Source organism: Mesorhizobium sp. EU05-FHT14A09, assembly GCF_058790995.1.
In genome coordinates this window covers 134,344-153,231 of sequence record NZ_JBYTDF010000011.1, presented here as the reverse complement: position 1 = coordinate 153,231, position 18,888 = coordinate 134,344, and the positions used below count along the sequence as shown (strand labels likewise).

Genomic DNA, 18,888 nt, shown 5'->3' with positions numbered 1-18,888 from the left:
TCAAGGCCCCGACCGGACGGGCCTGCCGCCAACGTGACGACAGGTCGTCCTCCCAATTTGTAGTCGTAATATACGGACAAATACAAAGAACACGCATCCCGTCAAGGCGACGGTCTGCGTTAAACAGTTTATTGCGATAGGCCAGCAATCCCCTTCCTTGACCGATATGTCAGAACAGACATAACAATCGTGCTGGTTTCGAAGAGGGGGGACAGCAATGAATCGACGGGGATTTCTGGCACGGCTCGCGCAGGCGTTTCTGCTTCTATGCCTCGGCCTTGCGGCAGTGGCATCGGCGCAGGCCGCGGGCCGCACCGTCGTCGATTCCGCGGGGCGTTCCGTCACGCTGCCCGAGCGCGTCGAGCGCGTTCTGGCTGCGGGACCGCCGGCCTCCGTGCTGTTGTACGTGCTGGCGCCCGACAAGATGGTGGGCTGGGTGCGCGAGCCGAGTGCTGCGGAAAAGCAATTCCTGGCCGCACCCTACAGGGACCTGCCTGCCTATGGCCGGCTGACCGGCAAGGGCAACACCGCCAATCTGGAACTGGTGCTGTCGCTGAAGCCGGACATCATCATCGATGTCGGCACGGTCGATGCGACCTATGCGTCGCTTGCGGACCGGGTGCAGGAGCAGACCGGCATTCCCTACATCCTGATCGACGGCTCCTTCGCCAAGTCGGCGGAAACGCTGCGCAAGACCGCCGAGCTGCTGGGCGTGCCGCAGCGTGGCGAGGAGCTTGCCGCCTATGCCGAAACCACGCTGAAGGACATCGATGCGCTGCTGGCCACCGTCCCGGCGAACGAGCGCCCGAAAGTCTACTACGGGCGCGGCCCGAAGGGGCTGGAAACCGGGCTGGCCGGATCGATCACCACCGAGATCCTCGGTGCGGTCGGGGCGCACAGTGTCGCCGACGCAGCCGGCAAGGGCAGCCTGGCAAACGTCTCCCTGGAACAGATCCTGGCCTGGAACCCGGACGTGATCCTGACACTCAACGCCGACGCCCGGGCGTCCCTTGTCGAGGATCCCTCCTGGGCAGGCATCGGGGCGGTGCAGAAAGGCCGTGTCTACCAGACCCCCACTGTGCCGTTCGGCTGGTTCGATTCTCCGCCCGGCATCAACCGGCTTGTCGGCGTGCCGTGGCTGGTCTCGGTTCTTTATCCCGGCAAATCGTCGGGCGACCTGGCGGCAACCGTGCGCTCCTTCTACAAATCGTTCTACCATGTCGAGCTGACCGACCAGCAGCTGGATGCCTTGCTCGCGGATGCCCGACCAAAACCATAAGATGACGCAATCTCCAGCAGCCGCCGTCAGGGCGGCCGGCAAGGGTACGGCCGGCTGGATCGCCGCGTGCGTGGCGCTGATCCTGGTGGTGGTGGCCGCGCTTTCCTTCGGCCAGTACGGCGTCAGCCTGCCAGAGGCTTTCCGGGTCGTCGCGGCAAGGCTGGCAGGTACGGAAAGCGGCCTGCCGACGATCGTCGATACGGTGGTGTGGAACGTACGTCTGCCGCGTGTCCTGTGCGGACTTCTGGTCGGGGCCGCACTCGCCGTCAGCGGGGCGGTGTATCAGGGGCTGTTCCGCAATCCGCTGGTCTCCCCCGACATTCTGGGCGTCTCCGCCGGCTCCAGCCTCGGCGCCATCTGCGGCATCTTCTTTTCGCTGCCGGTGCTTGCCGTGCAGGGCCTGTCGTTCGCCGGCGGGCTGGCCGCGGTAGCGCTTGTCTATGGCATCGGCAGCGCGGCACGCGGGCGCGATCCGATGCTGATGCTGGTGCTGGCAGGCATTGCGATCGGGGCCCTGCTGGGCGCCTGCATCTCGCTGCTCAAGGTGCTGGCCGATCCTTACAACCAGTTGCCCGCCATCACCTTCTGGCTGCTCGGCAGTCTTGCCAGCGTCACCCGCGGCGATCTCATCTCGATCCTGCCGGTGATGGTGGTCGGCCTCATCCCGATGGTGCTGCTGCGCTGGCGCATGAACCTGATGACGCTCGACGATGAAGAGGCGCGGGCGCTGGGCGTTGAAACGGGAAGGATCCGGCTGGTCCTGATCGTTGCCGCCACGCTGATGACGTCGGCTGCCGTCTCCGTCTCCGGCATCGTCGGCTGGATCGGATTGCTGGTGCCACATCTGGCGCGCGCGCTCGTCGGTCCAGATTTCACGCGGCTGCTGCCGGCCAGCCTGCTGCTGGGGGCAGGTTATCTGGTGCTCATGGACACGCTGGCGCGCAATGCCGCCAGCATCGAAATTCCCCTGGGCATCCTGACGGCAGCCGTTGGCGCTCCATTCTTCCTCTGGCTGCTGGTGAAGTCGGCAAGGGGCTGGGGCTGATGCTGAGCGCTGTCGACCTGGCCTTCGGCTATCCGGGAAAGCGCGTCGGCAGCGGTGCCAGCTTTTCGGTTTCGGCGGGTGAAGTGTTCTGCCTGCTCGGGCCGAACGGCTGCGGCAAGACCACCCTGTTCAAGACCGTGCTCGGTCTGCTGCCAGCGCTTGGCGGGCGGCTGGAACTGGATGGCATCGCTGTCTCCAGCCTGTCGCGCCGGCATTTCGCGCAGCGTGTCGCTTACGTGCCGCAGGCCACGGCAGCGCATTTTCCCTTCAGCGTCTTCGACGTCGTCCTGATGGGACGTGCCAGCCGGATCGGCACTTTCGACAGGCCATCGGCCGGCGACCGGGCGATCGTGCACGACACGCTGACCCGGCTCGGCATCGCGCATCTGGGCGACCATCCCTATACAGCGATCAGCGGCGGCGAGCGCCAGATGACTCTGGTCGCGAGGGCGCTGGCGCAGCGCCCCGCCATGATCGTCATGGACGAGCCGACGGCCAGTCTCGATTTCGGCAACCAGGCGCGCATCCTCGACCAGATCCTGGCCCTGGCCGGCGAGGGCATCGCCGTCGTGCTGTCGACGCATGAGCCCGGCCACGCCTTCGCCTGCGCCGATACCGTCGCTCTGATGAGCGCTGGCACGATTGTCGCGTCGGGACCGCCCGATGCGGTGCTGACACCCGAGGCGCTCACCAGGCTCTATGGCGTGGACGTCGCCGTTGCGCGCCTTGCCGGGATCGAGCAGCAGGTTTGCGTGCCTGTCTTGCAGCGCGCTGCGCGCGTGGGAGGCGCACGCTGGAAGCCGTGAATTCAGCCCGCTTCCCTGGCTGAAGTGCCTGCGGCCATCGGCGACCGCCGCTGCGGCGTCTTGGCTACAGACCGGCATAGGGCGACCTTGAGCTGCGCCTTTGTTCGTCAGTCTTGATCCAGCGATAGCGGGCGGTGTCCCGTCCTGCGTAGTCAGGATCGAGATAGATGAAACATCGCCCGATCAGGAAATTTCGGATCTCGAAGACATCACAGAACCGTCCAGTGCCCCAGATTGGCTGGTCGGCTTTCCAGGCACCGTCGCGATGTTCGCCACTGGTGCTACCCTCGACGACCAGCGTTTCGGAGCCGGAAAATATCCAGTTCAATTCGTCGGTGTGATGGCGAATTCGATGTAGCGTCGAGCCGATGTCTTCGAACAGCCGGCCGATCTCGGTCCGGCCCGACGCAATCCCCCATTTTGGGAAGAAAACCCGTGCATCCTCGGCGAAGAGGTTCAGAAAAGGTCGGCCGTCTGACGTATGACCGCGATCGATCGAATGGAAATATTCCAGGACAACGAGCTTGCGTTGTCCGTCATTCATCGGCTGTACCGTATCCATGAAAGCTCCCCCTTCGATCTCTGGTTGCACGGCCGCCTTGATGAGCGCGCAGGGGCGAAACGTGGCTGATTGCCGCTGCGCGCCTGTCAGGCCCTGGAACCTATTGGCGCCAATGGGGGTGGGTTACGTAGACGAGTTCGACATCTTCATCGGCCCGATAAAGCACGGGAGTTCCGGTCTTCAGGTAGATCACCTCGCCGGGTGAGGCCGTGTATTCGGTTCCGTTGTTGACGACGGTGAATTTGCCTCGTGTGATGATGAGCGCCTCGTCATAGGTGACGGTCCATTCGTTGGACTCGCCGGACTTGTAGCGTCCATAGCCAACCGTCATGGTGCTGTCGGACAACTTGTCGATGACGTCGCCGAGTTCGATCGGCTTGTCGGGATAAAGTCTGGTCAGCGGCGCATCGGCTATGCCGAATTTTTTGATGGTTACCGAAGGTCCGCTGGCGGCGGCGGCCGCTGCCAGAACGGTGAGTCCAATCGCAGAGCCAATCTGCAGCAGTCGTTTTTTCATCAAGGTATCCTCCCGCGTTCGGTTGATGTCGGAGATGCGCACCCGTCGCAAAACGGGTATCTGCGCCAGCCCCTTGCAGTCGGGAATCTATCTGTTGCATAATATGACGGTACTTCCCGTAATGGGAAGATGGCGTTGCATAATCAGCAACAGAAAGAAGAGCAGGGATATGCGCCCGAGCCTGGAAGAACTGGAAGCGTTTCTGCACGTTGCCGAAACCGGAAGCTTCACCAGGGCTGCCGAGCGTCTTGGCATTTCAAAATCAGTGGTCAGCCGACGCTTGAGCGCGCTCGAGCGCAGCCTGGGTGCAATGCTCGTGAGCCGCACCACTCACGCGGTTATCCTGACCGAACTCGGCACGGGCTTCCAGGAACGTGCGCGCAAGACACTGGAGGACATCGATGAAGCCATGGACGTCGTCGGGGCCGGTGCCACCGCCATTCGCGGTCTTGTGCGCATGACCGCGCCGACAAACCTTGGAACACTCCACGTCCTGCCGGCCCTGATGGAGATGATGGAACAGCACGACGGCCTGGAGATCGATCTCGATCTGAACGACCGCTACACCGACATCGTTGCAGGTGGTTTTGATCTCGCCGTCCGCATCGGTGACCTGAAGGATTCGGCAATGGTTTCCAGACGACTTGGCACGGTACGCCGCACCGTCGTCTGCAGCCCCGAATATCTGGCACGAAAAGGCCGACCTATTGTGCCGGACGATCTCCAGCATCACGAATGCCTGGCTTATACCAATATGAATCCCGCTGACCAATGGCGTTTTGCCATGGACGGCGGGTGGAGAGCCATCCGCGCCAAACACCGGCTGCGTACCAATGACGGCAATGCGCTGTTGACGGCGGCAATCGCTGGCCGGGGACTGGTGGGGTTGCCGAGCTTTGTCGTTCGACAGGATGTTGCCCAAGGCCGGCTCATTCCGGTCCTCGAAGACTTTGCATTGCCGGAGGCAGGCTTGTTTGCCCTGTTCCCGTCGAGTTCACGCCTTTCCGGGCGTGCACGGGCAGTGGTCGAGCATCTGGCCGGTCATTTTCAGCGTATCTTTGTCTGACGGCCGGCAGGCTCGATTGTGTCGTTTCACCGTTTCAGGGAAGCGGCGACCGGGCCTGGGGCGGCACGGCAGGCCAGCGGTGCAGCAAGCCGGGATCGCCTGCTGAGAATGTCCTGGCCAGCCACAAAACCCGATCATCGGCCCATGCCGGGCCGGTGAACTGGATTCCTATCGGCAAGCCGGCTGCATCAAAACCGGCACGAACAGCACAGGACGGAAGACCTGACAGGCTCTGCGGCGCGGTATAGGTCATCACAAGTTTGCGAAATTCCACTGCCGAACCGCAATGATCGACGTAGTCCTGCCCGATCGGCGCCGCGGAACCAGCCGAGACAGGACTGACGATCATATCCACCCGTGACAAGATCCGGTCCATGCCGGCACGGAAATTCGCGCGCATCTCAACGGCTTCGAGGTAGGCCAAGGCAAGAATGCTGCCGGCGAGCTCCAGCCGGTCCAGAACGGCCTTGCTGTATTCCTCTCGGCGCTCGGGGAAGGTTCGAAGCACGTTCTCATGATAGTTGCGGGCTTCGGTCAGGACGATCGGTGCCAGAATCGCATAGGGGTCTCTTGTCTCGGGGAACGGCCACGAGGCTTCGACAACCTCCGCGCCGAGCATCCTCAAACCGTCCAGCGCCCGCTCGAACACCGCTGCATGGTCGGGCGCCAGTTGCACCATGTCGAGATCGTGAATGACGCCGATGCGCAGGCCCCGCAGATCGCCTGGGTCGTGGCGGGAAAAATCCGGAGCCGGCTGAGCCAGTCTGCCGTCGAGCGCCGCAAGCACGATTGGCAGGTCGGACGGCGCGCGGGCCATCGGTCCGATGTGGTCGAGGCTCGGGGCAAGCGCGATCGCTCCGCCGACAGGCACGCGAGCGCGCGTCGGCTTAAGGCCTGCCGTGCCGCAAAAGGCCGAAGGAATGCGAATGGAACCGGCGGTATCCGAGCCGATTGCGATTGGGACGAAACCCGCGGCAAGCGCCGCTGCCGATCCGCCACTGGAACCGCCTGGCACGCGGTCGAGATTCCACGGGTTGCGGGTCGGCCCATGAAGCAAACCCGTGGTGGTGATGCCCCAGCCAAACTCATGCGTCGCGGACTTGCCGACCAGGATCGCACCGGCAGACCGAAGACGCTCGACCGCCACGGCATCCGCCAATGGCAGGTGGTTGGAGAAGTGAAGGGCGCCGTAGGTCGTGCGGACGCCGGCTGTGTCCAGCAGATCCTTCGCAACGAAGGGGACGCCATCGAGCGGAAGCGGGGCGCCTTGCTGGTAGCGCCTCTCGGAGGCCCGAGCCTCCTCGTATGCCCGATCGAGGCAAAGCGTCGTCAGGGCGTTGATGTCTGGATTGATGCTGTCGATCCGCCGCCCCGTGGCCTGGATCACTTCGACGGGCGACAGGCTGCCGGCCCGAAATTGGTCGATCAGTTCGAGTGCTGATGCATGGAGTTCCGAAGACATTTCTTATTCCTAGTACATAGTTTCAATCAGCCGCATGAGATCCCGGCGCCAGGCCGGACCCAGACGTTCCGCGGCATCGGGGTATTGCTCCGCGACCCGTGTCGCGACCTGTTGCACGTCCGTGCGTCCAAGCCCCAGTTCTCTCAGCCGCGTCGGCAATCGCAATCCGGCGACGAGGTCGCGCAGTCTGGCCGCCGCGTCGCCAGCTTGCTCGCTGCCATCGTTCCTGTCAGCGGAGTGAAGTGCATTGGCCACCATGCGAAGGCGCACCGGTTCCAGCGTCGCAAAGGCATCCAGGACTGGCGCGAGCGTGACGCCGGAGGTGAGACTGTGCGCGATCCGGAATGACCCGCCAAGCACATGCCCGATCCGGTGACTGAGCCCGAATTGCATGTTGGCGGCTGCGAAAAAACAGCTCCAGGCAGCGAGTTGGGCCTCCATTCGCAGGCGGGAACTGTACCGGTCGGACGACGATAGCACTCGGGTCATCCGACGGATCCCGGCAAGAGCCACCACGTCCGTCACCGGCGCAGCCGGTGAAAAGACGAGGCCTTCGATTGCATGGTCCAGAGCCTTTATCGCGGAGCTGGACCAGAGCGCCTCCGGGGTTGCCTCGGTGACAGCCGGGTCGAGCACGACAAGCGCCGGCGTTGCCGCCACACACGCGAAACTGCGTTTGAACACGCCGTGCGAACCTTCTTCCGTTACGCCGAAGAAATGGGAAAACTCGGCGCCGGAAAGCGTTGTCGGAACAGCGGCGATGAGAGGATGACGGCCCGTTCCATCCGCAAGGACATGCACGGCGGCCTTCGCTGCATCGATCACGCTTCCTCCGCCAAAAGCGATGATCGCATCGATGTTGTCCTGACGCACCTGCTCGGCGATGGCCAGAACGGAGGCCAGTGGAACATGGGCGGGGACTGTCTTCCCCAGCCCGCAAAACCGGCGATCGAGAATTCCGGTCAACTCCTGTAGAAGCCTGCCTTCCGTCTGCAGGCTTCTGGTGGTGATGACGAGGGCGCGGTTTTTCCCAAGGCGGTCGAGTTCCACGCCGAGACGCGTGCGACTGCCTTCGCCCCAGACCACTGCCTTTAACGGCAGAGCCTGGTAGCGACCCCCGATCAGGCCTGCAGCGTCATGTTCTGAGGACTGCGGGTCGGTGATGGGCGACGTGCGCATCACGGGCTAGTCTGCCAACGCTGCCAGGCCGGCATTTATGGGTTCGAGGCGAGGAATGATCCTCTCCCGCTCACCTTCCAGCCATGGTGGAAGCAGGGTCTCGTTGCCCAGGGTTTCGATGGGTTCGTCCTTCAACCAGCCGCCTTCGTTGGTTACAGCCGCTTCGAACAGCACGCCGGCAGGAGTGCGGAAGTAGACCGACGTGAAATAGTTGCGGTCTTTCGGCTCGGAAACGTCGGTGAAACCCAGACCTTCCAGGTGGACCTTGAGGTCCTGCTGCGTTTCGCGATCACCCATGTCGAAGGCGATGTGGTGGACGACACCTTGCGCAAAAGTCCAGGTACCCTGAGGCAGGTCCGGTTCATGCAGCACCTCCAGCACCCTGCCGGCGGAGCCGTCGCCGAAGACATAACGATGATTACGTCCGTCGGATGCGGCATGGACGAAGCCCATGCCGTCTTTCAGGAAGATATCGAATTCCGGAAGGTCGCGGGCCGAAACCGTTACTGCGCCGATTTCCCGAATTGCCACATCGGCCGGCACGCCTGCACCTGTCCATGGGACGGGCCCGGCGGCGGCGGTCTCCATGATCTCGAATTCTATGTCGGCGGGATGATCGAAGACGATGCGCGTTTCTCCGAAACGCTGCCGACGCTGCGTGACGTAGCCATGGTCGACGAGCCGTTTTTCCCAGTAGGCCAGGCTTCCTGTGGGGGTCGAGAGAGTGATGGTGCAGACCTGACCGGAGCCGCGCCGGCCACGAGGACGCCAGCTCATCGGGAAGGACGTCAGGATAGTACCTTCCTCGCCGAGACCGTTGCCGTAATACAGGTGATAGATGGGTTCCTGCCCATCAAAGAGAACGGTCTTCTTTCCCAGCCGCAGTCCCAGTGTCTTCACGTGGAAATCATGATCCTCTTGAGCGCTGCCAACACAAAACGTCACGTGATGGTAGCCACGCACAGGTGCATGCAAGGCCATTTGCTCCTCCATTGTTGTTGATGATGACGGCATGACAGGCAGGATGCTTCCAGCCGAGCGTGCCCGCTCATGCGGAATGCATGCCCGTTGTCATGCGCGCTTTTTTGTTTGCGTGTTTCGACGCCCTGGCGACGATCGCCGGATTAAAAGGCTGCCCGGCACTCCGCACAATCGCGTCTCCAAGCAAAACCGTGTTGCCATCCGGGGAACGGGGCCGGCAGGGGCGTTGCGGAAGCAGTCGTCTGTTGCGGAAATGGAAACACGTATATGCGAAAGCAGCCCATACACTGATGTTACGCAACACAGTACATGCCGCTGGCTTACATGGGAGAGCCTGATGGCAAAAGTTCTGGTCCTTTATTATTCAGCCTATGGTCACGTCGAGACGATGGCACTGGCTATTTCGGAAGGTGTTCGCGCGGCGGGCGCCGAGGTCGTGGTAAAGCGTGTGCCGGAACTGGTGCCGCAAGCGATTGCGCAGAGCGCCGGGTATCGTCTTGATCAATCGGCCCCGATCGCCACGGTGGACGAACTTCCCGAATACGATGCCATCATATTCGGAACGCCGACGCGCTATGGCATGATGGCGTCGCAGATGAAGAACTTCCTGGATCAGACAGGCGGGCTCTGGTTCGAGAACAGGCTGGTTGGAAAAGCAGGCGCCGTTTTCACATCCACCGCTTCTCAGCATGGAGGCCAGGAAGCCACCATCCTGAGTTTCCACACCGTGCTGCTGCATCTTGGAATGGTCGTGGTCGGCCTGCCCTACAGTTATCCCGGCCTCACCAACATGGACGAGATTGTCGGCGGCTCTTCTTACGGAGCCTCCACGCTGTCCGGCAATGATGACAGCCGGCTGCCGTCGCGTATCGAACTCGAAGGCGCGCGATTTCAGGGACGCCATGTCGCGGATATCGCTTTGAAGTTGAGCCGGTGAAGCAATCAAGGCAGAAGCATGCAATCTGCATGTCGCGTCCACCACGGTCCAACCTTCGCCGATATGCCGTTGACGGAGGTTTATCTTGCAGCCTTGGCTCAGCTTGTCGGCTATTCCGACCTGCGGAACACCTCGGCGATCGTCTTGATGACGCCGGGGTCCCTGACGCTGTAGCCAGGCACGAGCGAAATGGCGCTGTGGAAGTCACGGCCCTGCATGACCTTCAGGATACGCCTGACTGCCTCGACTTCGAGGATGTCCTTGCGGCAGACGAAGAAATAGTCCTCGGTCAACAGGCGAACGAAACCCAGATCGAACTTTCGAGCAGCCGCCTCCACGCCGAAGGCGACATCAGCCATCCCGGATGCCACATAGGCGGCCACGGCGGCATGGGTGAACTCGGCATGTTCATAGCCGTTGATGCGGGTTCCATCGAGCTGGTGCTGGGCGAGCAGCAATTCGAACAGCTGCCGCGTGCCGGAATCCGGATCGCGATTGACGAAACGGATCTGCGGGTCGAGCAGGCGTTCCACCGTCGTGATCCCGAGGGGATTGCCGCGCGCCACGATCAGGCCGATCTCCCGGGTGACAAAGCCGATGACACGGTGAACGCTCGGGTTCAGCCAACCCTTGCTGACGGCGATCGCCCGTTTTCGCAAATCGCCCTGGGGCAGGTGCATGCCGGCAAGGTCGCAACCGCCATGGGACAATGAGACGAGCGAGTTCTGGTTGCTGACATAGCGAAAGTCGACGTCGAGGCCCGGCTCGCGGCTGAGCAGCTCGCGCAGCTTCGGCACCGCGAAACCATGGCTGGCATGGACACGCAGCACCAGCGGGCCATTCGGCAGCATCTGGTTGATTTCGGTCTCGAGTTCCTGCGACAGGTTCTGCAGCAGGGGCCTCAGCCGGGCCTCGAGCCGCTGTCCCGCCCAGACCAGCTTCTCACCGAACGGTGTCAGCCTGGTTCCGCTGCCTTGCTTGCGCACCACCAGCGGCATCTCGAAGAAGTCCGACCATTTCTCGATCAGGTTCCAGGCGTGGCGGTATGAAACCTCTGCCTTGTCGGCCGCAGCGGTGATCTTTCCGGTAGCATGAATTTCGGCCAGGAAATCCAGCATGATCTGCAGCGAGCGGTTCCCTTCGCGTTTGCTGAAACGCCATACGGGTTCGATCTCGATCTGGATCATGCCTCCTCCATGGCTCACCGGTCTCTGTTTTCAAAGATATGAATTTCTCTTCATATCTTGCCAGCAGAAGATAGGCCTTGCCGATCATATATCTCTGCCGGTCTTTCGGCAGAAGATTTCATATTCCCTCAAAATTACAATGAAAATAGTTTCATGATCGTGGTGATAACGACCAATCAGGTCGTGGTCGTGCACGATAGATATGAACTCAATTTCATATTTGTGAGGAAGATGTGCTGGACCGGGTCATCGCGGGCGATACACATAGGCTTCTGATTGACGGGCGTCGCGTCGCCGCTCTTTCAGGGCGCACCTTCGAGACACTGAACCCGGCGACCGGTGAGGTGCTGGGCAAAGTTGCCGAGGCCGGCGTGGAAGATGTCGACGTCGCCGTGCGTTCGGCGCGCGCTGCCTTCGAAGGACCATGGGGCCAGATGAAGGCATCAGAGCGGGGCGCGCTGCTGCTCAAGCTCGCGGAGCTCATCCGGCGGGATGAAGCCGAACTTGTCCGCATGGAAAGTCTCGATTCAGGCAAGCCGGTTTCCGCGATCGCGCGGCAGGACCTGCCGGCCGTGCTGGACACGCTGACCTACTATGCCGGCATGGCCGACAAGATCAACGGCCAGGTGATCCCGGCACGGCCCGATGCGCTGACCTATACGGTACGCGAGCCTCTTGGCGTTGTCGGTGCCATCATCCCCTGGAATTTCCCGCTCATGATCGGGATGTGGAAGATCGCTCCGGCGCTGGCCTGTGGCTGCACCGTGGTGCTCAAGCCTGCCGAACTCACACCGCTCACGGCGCTCAAGATAGGCGACCTCGCCTTGGAGGCGGGCTTCCCTGTCGGTGTGCTCAACGTGGTGCCCGGCTTCGGCAAGGTGGCTGGCCAGGCACTGGTCGATCATCCGGACGTCGACAAGGTCACTTTCACCGGTTCTCCGGTCGTCGGCAGGCAGATCCTTCAGGGCGCCGCCGGCAACCTCAAGCGGGTGACGCTGGAACTTGGCGGCAAGTCGGCCAACATCATCTTCCCGGATGGCGATGTCGATACCGCGGTCAAGGCGGCAGGCTCGGGCATCTTCTTCAACACCGGTCAGGTGTGCTCGGCAGGGTCGCGTATCCTGGTGCATGAGAGCATCCACGACGAGGTGGTGGAACGGCTGGCTGCGCGGGCGCAATCGATCCGCGTCGGCGACCCGCTCGAAACGTCGACGGCGATGGGCCCGCTGGTGTCGGAAACCCAGATGAACCGTGTGCTGAACTACATCGAGATCGGCCGCAATGAAGGCGCTTCCGTGATCGCCGGGGGCGCAAGGCATGGATCGACCGGCTATTTCGTGGAGCCGACCGTCTTTGCCGGTGTGCGCCACGACATGCGCATCTCGCAGGAAGAGATCTTCGGGCCCGTGGCAGCCGTCATCCCGTTCAAGGACGACGAGGACGCGCTGCGGATCGCCAACGGAACGGCCTACAGCCTTGCCGCTGGTGTCTGGACCGGCGACATCGCGCGCGCGCATCGTTTCACGAAGCGGCTGAAGGCCGGCACCGTCTGGGTCAATACCTATGGCCCGACCGACATTCGCCTGCCCTGGGGCGGCGCGCGCGATTCCGGCTTCGGCCGTGAACATGGCGAGGCTGCCATCGACAATTTCACCGAACCCAAGGTGATCTGGATCAACACCGGACGTTGAGTTTCGCGCCGGCGCCGCCGGCTTTCCATCAGCAGTCGAGGATCGGCTCCCGCCGCGGGCGAGGGCACGGACGGTCTTTGCCAATTTCGAGGAGGCATCATGCGTATCGCAATCATTGGCCAGCAGGCTTTCGGCAAGAGCGTCCTGGAGGCATTCCTGGCGCGCGGCGACGACGTGGCCGGCGTCTTCTGCGCGCCCGAGAAGCCGGGTGCTCGCCCGGACCCCTTGCGGGTCGCGGCCGAAGAGCGCGGCCTGCGGCTTTTCCAGCTTCCGAACCTGAAGAGCCAGGCTGCCGAGGGCGCGCTGCGTGCGCTCGATGTCGATCTGGCCGTGATGGCCTATGTGCTGCAGTTTGCGCCGCAGGACTTCGTCAACATCCCCAGGCACGGCACCATCCAGTATCATCCATCGCTGCTGCCGGCCTATCGCGGTCCCAGCTCGATCAACTGGCCGATCATCAAGGGCGACAGCCGCACCGGCCTTACCATTTTCCGGCCGACCGACGGGCTGGACGAGGGACCGGTGATCCTGCAGAAAACCGTCGAGATCGGTGAAAACGACACGCTTGGAACCGTCTATTTCGACCGGCTTTTCCCGCTCGGCGTCGAAGCCATGCTGGAAGCGGCGGACCTTGTTGTCGCCGGCCGCCACACCGAGGTGGTCCAGGTCGAGGATGCCGCTTCCTATGAAGGCTGGTGCCGCGACGCCGAGGCCAGGATCAGTTGGAACGCGCATCTGGACGCCATCCACAATCTCATCCGTGGCTGTGATCCCGCGCCGGGCGCCTGGACGACTGTTTTCGGCGAGAAGGTGAGGCTGTTCGAAAGCCGCAAGCATCCGGTGCGCCGGTTCGGTGACGTCCAGGGCAAGCCCGGCGAGATCGCCGCGATCGGCGAACAGACCGTGCATGTCACCGTCCAGGGTGGAACGATCGAACTCGGCAAGGTCCGTACCGAGGCCGGCCAGAAACTCTCGGCTGCGGCCTTTGCGAAATCGCACGGGCTTTCAGTGGGCGATCGCCTTGAATCCGAGGCACGGCAGTTGCAGGCAGCCGCTGGCGAGTAGTCCACTTTTTCAGATCAGGCCGCCAGGTGTGACCTTGCGGCCTGCCACCACTGGTCGATCGAATGGCCATCGGGCGCCAGTTCGAATGCCCCCGGCGCGAACGCCAGCCAGGCATCGCGCTGCCTGGGCGAGACCGTGGTGATGATCGGCTTGCCGGCTTCGGCGGCGGTCACGAAAGCTGCCCACAAGCCATGCTGCATGATTTCCGTTTTCCCGAACTTGCTGAGGATGACGACATCGGCCGTGCTGATCTGGGAAAGCAGGAACTGGCAGGCGGCGTCCATGCCGGCTGTGTCGAGATGGCAGTTCGTTCCTTGCGGCGGATTGTCGAGCTGGATGGAGAATTTCCGGCCGGAAGCGATGTCGCGCAGATGCCCGACACGACAGGAGCCCTGGGCATCGGGAACGGCGGAAAGCACGCCGACGACCGCGCTGCCGGCCTTTCGCCATCTGGCCGCCGCTTCGAGGAGGCCGGCTTGCCAATCCTGTCCTTCCGTTGTGGTCAGAAAGGCGATGTTGCTGGTTTCGTTCATGGTCGGCTGTTCATAACGAGAAGAAATCCTGGCCATCCTTGCTGATCCTGTGCCGATCGCGGCCATCTCATACGAAATGGCAATGAGCGTTTGCCGCGATCCTATGGCAGCTTGCTTGTGTCGCCGCCATTCTGACCGTTATATTCCCAGATAGCTAGCGAGCATTTCCCAGAGGCACGAAAGACGACGTCTGGAGAAGCCGATGCATGCATACGCCCGGCATGCCGACAAGGTTCAGGCAGCCATCAGGTCCAGCGATGCGGCGAGGTCCGCGCTTGTGGCATCGTGGCAGCGTTCCGCGTCGCTTCATCGCCTCGATCCCGCCGAACACAAGCCGCCGCTCAGGCTCACCAGCACCGAATTGCGCACGGCGCGCCAGCGCATCGAGCCCTTGATACGAACCGCCCAGGCCAGCCTCGACCGGCTCTACCTCGCCGTCGGCGGCGTCGGCTGCTGTGTCCTGCTTGCCGATACCAACGGCATTCCGGTGGATCGGCGCGGCGCGGCCGGTGACGACACCACATTCGAGACCTGGGGCCTGTGGACCGGCACGGTCTGGAGCGAAGATGCCGAAGGCACCAACGGCATCGGCACCTGCATCGTCGAGCAGCGCACTCTGACCATTCATGCCGACCAACATTTCCTTGATCGCAACACTGCGTTGTCCTGCACCACGGCGCCGATCTTCGATCACGAGGGCAATCTTGCCGCCGCGCTCGACGTGTCATCGTGCCGGGCCGACCTCACCGAGGGTTTCGTCAGCCTGATTTCGATGGCGGTGGCGGATGCCGCACGCCGCATCGAGGCGGACCATTTCAGGCTGATGTTTCCCGAGGCGCGCATCCTGCTTGCGCCGGCGCAGGACAAGCATGCCGGCGGCCTGCTGGCCATCGACCGCGACGATCTCGTGATCGGGGCAACGCGGGCGGCACGCGTATCGCTCGGCCTGACATCCGACCAGCTCGCGAAGCCGCTGCCGGCCGGCGACCTGCTCGGAAAGCGGGAGCTCGGTGGCGGTGAGCTGCGCGAGGCGGAGCGGGCGGTGCTGCAGCGCGCGCTCGCGCGCTCCGACGGCAATGTCGCCGCGGCAGCACGGCTGCTGGGCGTCAGTCGCGCGACCTTGCATCGAAAGCTCAACAGGCTGGAGATGTCGCGCTAGCGCATACCCGGCGAAAAACCGCAGCGCACTTTTGTTGCCCTGGCGCATTCAGGCTCGGGAACCTGTCGCAGTTCTGCGACACCTTGCAGAGCTCTCTTGCTGCGACGCGCTGACAAGCAGCCATACAGCGGCAACACTCCCATCAGCCGCGGCTTGCGGTGTCCACACATCTGGGAGGATGCGATGAACAAGGTGGAATTTCACCGTTCGGCAAAAGCGCCGTTCGCCAAAAAATATGACAACTTCATCGGCGGCCAATATGTGGCGCCGAAGTCAGGCAGGTACTTCGAGAACACGTCGCCGGTGAACGGCCGTGTGCTGTGCGAAATCGCCCGCTCCGATTCAGTCGATGTCGAGGCGGCGCTCGATGCCGCGCACAAGGCCAGGGATGCCTGGGGCAGGACGAGCGTCGCCGAGCGGGCGCTGCTGCTCAACCGCATCGCCGACAGGATGGAAGAGAACCTCGCCACGCTGGCGCTCGCCGAGACCTGGGACAATGGCAAGCCCATCCGCGAGTCCACCGCCGCCGACATCCCGCTCGCCATCGATCACTTCCGCTATTTCGCCGCGGCCGTGCGCGCCCAGGAAGGATCGATCTCGGAGATCGACCACGACACCGTCGCCTATCATTTCCATGAACCGCTCGGCGTCGTCGGCCAGATCATCCCGTGGAATTTCCCGATCCTGATGGCGGTGTGGAAACTGGCGCCTGCGCTTGCCGCCGGCAATTGCGTGGTGCTGAAACCGGCCGAGCAGACGCCCGCCTCGATCCACGTGCTGCTGGAACTGATCGCCGATATCCTGCCGCCGGGCGTGGTCAACGTCGTCAGCGGTTTCGGCCTCGAAGCCGGCAAGCCGCTGGCGTCCAACCCGCGCATCGCCAAGATCGCCTTCACCGGCGAGACGACCACCGGCCGCCTGATCATGCAATATGCCTCGCAGAACCTCATCCCGGTGACGCTCGAGCTCGGGGGCAAATCGCCGAACATCTTCTTCCAGGACGTCGCGGCCGAAGACGACGACTTCCTCGACAAGGCGATCGAGGGTTTTGTCATGTTCGCGCTCAACCAGGGCGAGGTCTGCACCTGTCCGAGTCGCGCCCTGGTCCATGAGAAGATCTATGACCGGTTCATGGAAAAGGCGATCCGGCGCGTCGAGGCGATCGTGCAGGGCGACCCGCTCGACCCGGCGACCATGATTGGCGCGCAGGCTTCCTCCGAACAGCTCGAGAAGATCCTGTCCTATCTCGATATCGGCAAGAAGGAAGGGGCTGACGTGCTGACCGGCGGCGAGCGCAACGACCTGCCCGGGGACCTTGCCGGCGGCTACTACGTCAAGCCGACGGTGTTCAAGGGCAGCAACAAGATGCGCATCTTCCAGGAGGAGATCTTCGGTCCGGTGGTGGCCGTCACCACCTTCAGGGATGAAGACGAGGCATTGAGCATCGCCAACGATACGCTCTATGGCCTAGGCGCCGGCGTATGGACCCGCGACGGCACCCGCGCCTATCGCTTCGGCCGGGCGATCCAGGCCGGCCGCGTCTGGACCAACTGCTATCACGCCTATCCGGCGCATGCGGCGTTCGGCGGCTACAAGCAGTCGGGCATCGGCCGCGAGAACCACAAGATGATGCTCGATCACTACCAGCAGACCAAGAACATGCTGGTCAGCTACAGCCCGAAGAAGCTCGGCTTCTTCTGAGCTGCAACGGGTCGCAATGGCAGCGTGGCGGTCTTCGCCACGCTGCTCGCGCCGACGGGAGCCGATATTGGACAAGATCTCGCAGGACAAGGTCACCGCCACGCCCGAGGCGGTCGAATTGCTGGATCAGATCATCGCCGATCATGGGCCGGTGCTCTTCCACCAATCGGGCGGCTGTTGTGATGGCTCATCGCCCATGTGTTACCCGCGCGGCGAGTTCATCGTCGGCGACCGCGATGTTCTGCTCGGCACCATCGGCGATACGCCGGTCTACATCAGCGAATCCCAGTTTGGCGCCTGGAGACACACCGATCTGGTCATCGATGTCGTGCCCGGACGTGGCGGCATGTTCTCGCTCGACAACGGACGCGAGAAACGCTTCCTGACGCGCTCGACGCTGTGCGATGTGCCGCAGCGCCAGGTGAATTGATGCGTTGCCGGCTTCTTGTCGGCGTCGCAGCCTGAGACAGGGCTTTGGCCAGTGCCTGCCGATCTCGAACCTGTCACGGTGCCCCCACCACGGCAGGCGTCGAGCGGCATTGCCAGCAGGCAGCAGCGGCTGGCACTGGCCAAACTGATGGTCGCTCTCCTGCCGTCGCGACCGTGCATCCGCACCATGCGGCCCATCTCCCAAGCTATGCGCGCAAGGTCTCTCCGCTTGCCTTGTCAAAAAGATGCAGACGCTCTTCCGTCGCGGTGAGGGTGACGTCGTCACCGACGCGGATGCGCGCCGCCGACGGAACGATCGCGGTTACCTCTCCGGAGCCGAACGGCACAGAAATCAAGGCGTCGTTGCCATGGAATTCGGCGAGCGTGACCTTGCCGGAGAGCGAGATCGCAGCCTTGGCGTTGCTGCCGAGCGAGAAATCCGCGGGGCGGATACCGAGCACGGCCTGCGTCCCGTCCTGCAGCCGGAATACATGGCCGGAGATCGCGAAACCATATTCCGCGATGTCCAGCCGCCAGCCGTCCGTCTTCCGCACCGTGACATCCAGGAAGTTCATGGCCGGCGTGCCGATGAAACCGGCAACGAATTGCGTGCGCGGGCGCTCGTAGATCTCCTCCGGGGTCGCCACCTGATCGATCTGCCCGGATCGCATCAGCACGATGCGGTCCGCCAGGGTCATAGCTTCGAGCTGGTCGTGCGTCACATAGACGGTCGTCGTCTTCAGGCTCTGGTGCAGCTTTGCGATTTCCACGCGCATATGGTTGCGCAGCTTGGCATCCAGATTGGACAGGGGCTCGTCGAACAGGAACACCTTCGGCGTCTTGATCATCGCCCTGGCTATCGCCACGCGCTGCTGCTGTCCGCCCGACAGTTCCGAAGGCTTGCGGTTCAGATAGGGGCCGAGGCCGAGTGTTGCCGAGACAGCTCCCACCCGCTGCTCGATCTCCTTGAAGGGCACTTTCAGCCGTCGGAGGCCGAACGCGATGTTGTCGAAGATCGTCATGTGTGGGTAGAGCGCGTAGTTCTGGAAGACCATGGCGATGCCGCGTTCGCGTGGCTCCACCTCGTTGACGACGCGCCCGTCGATGCTGAGTTCGCCGCCACTGATCTGCTCCAGGCCGGCGAGCATGCGCAGCAAGGTCGATTTTCCGCAGCCCGAAGGCCCGAGGAAGACGACGAATTCATGATCGTTGATCTCCAGGTTGAAGTCCTGGATGACCGAGGTCGTGCCATAGGCTTTGGCAATGTGGGAACAGACGATGGCCGACAT

General features: G+C 62.8%; 18 protein-coding genes. 10 read left to right on the top strand and 8 right to left on the bottom strand.

From position 1 onward, the window contains the following. Nucleotides 1–217 precede the first annotated feature (217 nt). The 3 genes from AC3WTO_RS27200 to AC3WTO_RS27190 are packed head-to-tail and all read left to right on the top strand — an operon-like array spanning nucleotide 218 to nucleotide 3,130. A complete protein-coding gene (locus AC3WTO_RS27200; protein ID WP_492463978.1) occupies nucleotides 218–1,279 on the top strand; it encodes an iron ABC transporter substrate-binding protein in 1,062 nt (353 codons plus the stop codon). 1 nt (nucleotide 1,280) lies between these two features. Beyond that, nucleotides 1,281–2,324: a FecCD family ABC transporter permease gene (locus AC3WTO_RS27195; RefSeq protein WP_492463979.1), complete on the top strand. Its 1,044-nt coding sequence runs from the start codon at nucleotides 1,281–1,283 to the stop codon at nucleotides 2,322–2,324. Further along, a complete protein-coding gene (locus AC3WTO_RS27190; RefSeq protein ID WP_492464122.1) occupies nucleotides 2,321–3,130 on the top strand; it encodes an ABC transporter ATP-binding protein in 810 nt (269 codons plus the stop codon). Before AC3WTO_RS27195 ends, AC3WTO_RS27190 begins: the two co-directional genes overlap by 4 nt. A gap of 64 nt (nucleotides 3,131–3,194) precedes the next feature. On the opposite strand, the gene AC3WTO_RS27185 is transcribed toward AC3WTO_RS27190, so the two are convergent. Both AC3WTO_RS27185 and AC3WTO_RS27180 read right to left on the bottom strand, forming a co-directional pair. Further along, entirely contained in the window at nucleotides 3,195–3,692 is a 498-nt protein-coding gene (locus AC3WTO_RS27185) for a nuclear transport factor 2 family protein (protein ID WP_492463980.1), read from the bottom strand. A gap of 100 nt (nucleotides 3,693–3,792) precedes the next feature. Further along, nucleotides 3,793–4,209, bottom strand: a complete 417-nt coding sequence (locus tag AC3WTO_RS27180; protein ID WP_492463981.1) for an AraC family ligand binding domain-containing protein — start codon at nucleotides 4,207–4,209, stop codon at nucleotides 3,793–3,795. Between the two features lie 34 nt (nucleotides 4,210–4,243). Between AC3WTO_RS27180 and AC3WTO_RS27175 the strand changes: the two genes are divergently transcribed. After that, complete coding sequence (locus AC3WTO_RS27175; protein ID WP_492463982.1) at nucleotides 4,244–5,275, top strand: LysR family transcriptional regulator; 1,032 nt, start codon at nucleotides 4,244–4,246, stop codon at nucleotides 5,273–5,275. Nucleotides 5,276–5,309: 34 nt separating this feature from the next. Here AC3WTO_RS27175 and AC3WTO_RS27170 read toward each other — a convergent pair whose 3' ends face one another. Genes AC3WTO_RS27170 through AC3WTO_RS27160 form a run of 3 tightly spaced genes read right to left on the bottom strand, consistent with a single transcriptional unit; the run spans nucleotide 5,310 to nucleotide 8,897 of the window. Beyond that, the gene (locus AC3WTO_RS27170) at nucleotides 5,310–6,737 is read right to left on the bottom strand and encodes an amidase (RefSeq protein ID WP_492463983.1); all 1,428 of its coding nucleotides are present in this window, start codon (nucleotides 6,735–6,737) and stop codon (nucleotides 5,310–5,312) included. Between the two features lie 9 nt (nucleotides 6,738–6,746). After that, nucleotides 6,747–7,916 carry an iron-containing alcohol dehydrogenase gene (locus AC3WTO_RS27165; protein ID WP_492463984.1) on the bottom strand — a complete coding sequence of 390 codons (1,170 nt, stop codon included), beginning with the start codon at nucleotides 7,914–7,916 and terminating at the stop codon, nucleotides 6,747–6,749. A 6-nt stretch (nucleotides 7,917–7,922) separates the two neighbouring features. Further along, complete coding sequence (locus AC3WTO_RS27160) at nucleotides 7,923–8,897, bottom strand: VOC family protein (RefSeq protein ID WP_492463985.1); 975 nt, start codon at nucleotides 8,895–8,897, stop codon at nucleotides 7,923–7,925. A 337-nt stretch (nucleotides 8,898–9,234) separates the two neighbouring features. On the opposite strand from AC3WTO_RS27160, the gene wrbA reads away from it, so the two are divergent. Further along, complete coding sequence (wrbA, locus tag AC3WTO_RS27155; RefSeq protein WP_492463986.1) at nucleotides 9,235–9,834, top strand: NAD(P)H:quinone oxidoreductase; 600 nt, start codon at nucleotides 9,235–9,237, stop codon at nucleotides 9,832–9,834. Between the two features lie 110 nt (nucleotides 9,835–9,944). On the opposite strand, the gene AC3WTO_RS27150 is transcribed toward wrbA, so the two are convergent. After that, nucleotides 9,945–11,021, bottom strand: a complete 1,077-nt coding sequence (locus tag AC3WTO_RS27150; protein WP_492463987.1) for a substrate-binding domain-containing protein — start codon at nucleotides 11,019–11,021, stop codon at nucleotides 9,945–9,947. A gap of 233 nt (nucleotides 11,022–11,254) precedes the next feature. Between AC3WTO_RS27150 and AC3WTO_RS27145 the strand changes: the two genes are divergently transcribed. Then, nucleotides 11,255–12,712, top strand: coding sequence for an aldehyde dehydrogenase family protein (locus AC3WTO_RS27145; protein ID WP_492463988.1), 1,458 nt, complete (start codon nucleotides 11,255–11,257; stop codon nucleotides 12,710–12,712). Nucleotides 12,713–12,811: 99 nt separating this feature from the next. Further along, on the top strand, nucleotides 12,812–13,777 hold the full coding sequence (locus AC3WTO_RS27140; RefSeq protein ID WP_492463989.1) for a methionyl-tRNA formyltransferase: 966 nt from the start codon (nucleotides 12,812–12,814) through the stop codon (nucleotides 13,775–13,777). 14 nt (nucleotides 13,778–13,791) lie between these two features. Here AC3WTO_RS27140 and AC3WTO_RS27135 read toward each other — a convergent pair whose 3' ends face one another. Next, entirely contained in the window at nucleotides 13,792–14,310 is a 519-nt protein-coding gene (locus tag AC3WTO_RS27135; protein ID WP_492463990.1) for a DUF2478 domain-containing protein, read from the bottom strand. Nucleotides 14,311–14,512: 202 nt separating this feature from the next. Between AC3WTO_RS27135 and AC3WTO_RS27130 the strand changes: the two genes are divergently transcribed. The 3 genes from AC3WTO_RS27130 to AC3WTO_RS27120 all read left to right on the top strand — a co-directional run bounded on the left by AC3WTO_RS27130 (nucleotide 14,513) and on the right by AC3WTO_RS27120 (nucleotide 17,600). Then, the gene (locus AC3WTO_RS27130; RefSeq protein WP_492463991.1) at nucleotides 14,513–15,469 is read left to right on the top strand and encodes a helix-turn-helix domain-containing protein; all 957 of its coding nucleotides are present in this window, start codon (nucleotides 14,513–14,515) and stop codon (nucleotides 15,467–15,469) included. A gap of 183 nt (nucleotides 15,470–15,652) precedes the next feature. Further along, nucleotides 15,653–17,170 (top strand): aldehyde dehydrogenase, encoded by a 1,518-nt coding sequence (gene adh / locus AC3WTO_RS27125; protein WP_492463992.1) that lies wholly within the window; start codon nucleotides 15,653–15,655, stop codon nucleotides 17,168–17,170. Nucleotides 17,171–17,246: 76 nt separating this feature from the next. Further along, nucleotides 17,247–17,600: a DUF779 domain-containing protein gene (locus AC3WTO_RS27120; RefSeq protein ID WP_492464123.1), complete on the top strand. Its 354-nt coding sequence runs from the start codon at nucleotides 17,247–17,249 to the stop codon at nucleotides 17,598–17,600. Between the two features lie 205 nt (nucleotides 17,601–17,805). Here the strand turns inward: AC3WTO_RS27120 and AC3WTO_RS27115 are convergent, their stop codons facing one another. Continuing rightward, nucleotides 17,806–18,888, bottom strand: a complete 1,083-nt coding sequence (locus tag AC3WTO_RS27115; RefSeq protein ID WP_492463993.1) for an ABC transporter ATP-binding protein — start codon at nucleotides 18,886–18,888, stop codon at nucleotides 17,806–17,808.

Bases quoted from the DNA above. Each gene is read 5' to 3' on its own strand.
- AC3WTO_RS27200 (WP_492463978.1), top strand. From the start codon at position 218: ATGAATCGACGGGGATTTCTGGCACGGCTCGCGCAGGCGTTTCTGCTT.
- AC3WTO_RS27195 (WP_492463979.1), top strand. From the start codon at position 1,281: ATGACGCAATCTCCAGCAGCCGCCGTCAGGGCGGCCGGCAAGGGTACG.
- AC3WTO_RS27185 (WP_492463980.1), bottom strand. From the start codon at position 3,692: ATGGATACGGTACAGCCGATGAATGACGGACAACGCAAGCTCGTTGTC.
- AC3WTO_RS27180 (WP_492463981.1), bottom strand. From the start codon at position 4,209: ATGAAAAAACGACTGCTGCAGATTGGCTCTGCGATTGGACTCACCGTT.
- AC3WTO_RS27175 (WP_492463982.1), top strand. From the start codon at position 4,244: ATGCGCACCCGTCGCAAAACGGGTATCTGCGCCAGCCCCTTGCAGTCG.
- AC3WTO_RS27170 (WP_492463983.1), bottom strand. From the start codon at position 6,737: ATGTCTTCGGAACTCCATGCATCAGCACTCGAACTGATCGACCAATTT.
- AC3WTO_RS27165 (WP_492463984.1), bottom strand. From the start codon at position 7,916: ATGCGCACGTCGCCCATCACCGACCCGCAGTCCTCAGAACATGACGCT.
- AC3WTO_RS27160 (WP_492463985.1), bottom strand. From the start codon at position 8,897: ATGGCCTTGCATGCACCTGTGCGTGGCTACCATCACGTGACGTTTTGT.
- wrbA (WP_492463986.1), top strand. From the start codon at position 9,235: ATGGCAAAAGTTCTGGTCCTTTATTATTCAGCCTATGGTCACGTCGAG.
- AC3WTO_RS27150 (WP_492463987.1), bottom strand. From the start codon at position 11,021: ATGATCCAGATCGAGATCGAACCCGTATGGCGTTTCAGCAAACGCGAA.
- AC3WTO_RS27140 (WP_492463989.1), top strand. From the start codon at position 12,812: ATGCGTATCGCAATCATTGGCCAGCAGGCTTTCGGCAAGAGCGTCCTG.
- AC3WTO_RS27135 (WP_492463990.1), bottom strand. From the start codon at position 14,310: ATGAACGAAACCAGCAACATCGCCTTTCTGACCACAACGGAAGGACAG.
- AC3WTO_RS27130 (WP_492463991.1), top strand. From the start codon at position 14,513: ATGCATGCATACGCCCGGCATGCCGACAAGGTTCAGGCAGCCATCAGG.
- adh (WP_492463992.1), top strand. From the start codon at position 15,653: ATGAACAAGGTGGAATTTCACCGTTCGGCAAAAGCGCCGTTCGCCAAA.
- AC3WTO_RS27115 (WP_492463993.1), bottom strand. From the start codon at position 18,888: ATGTCGGCCATCGTCTGTTCCCACATTGCCAAAGCCTATGGCACGACC.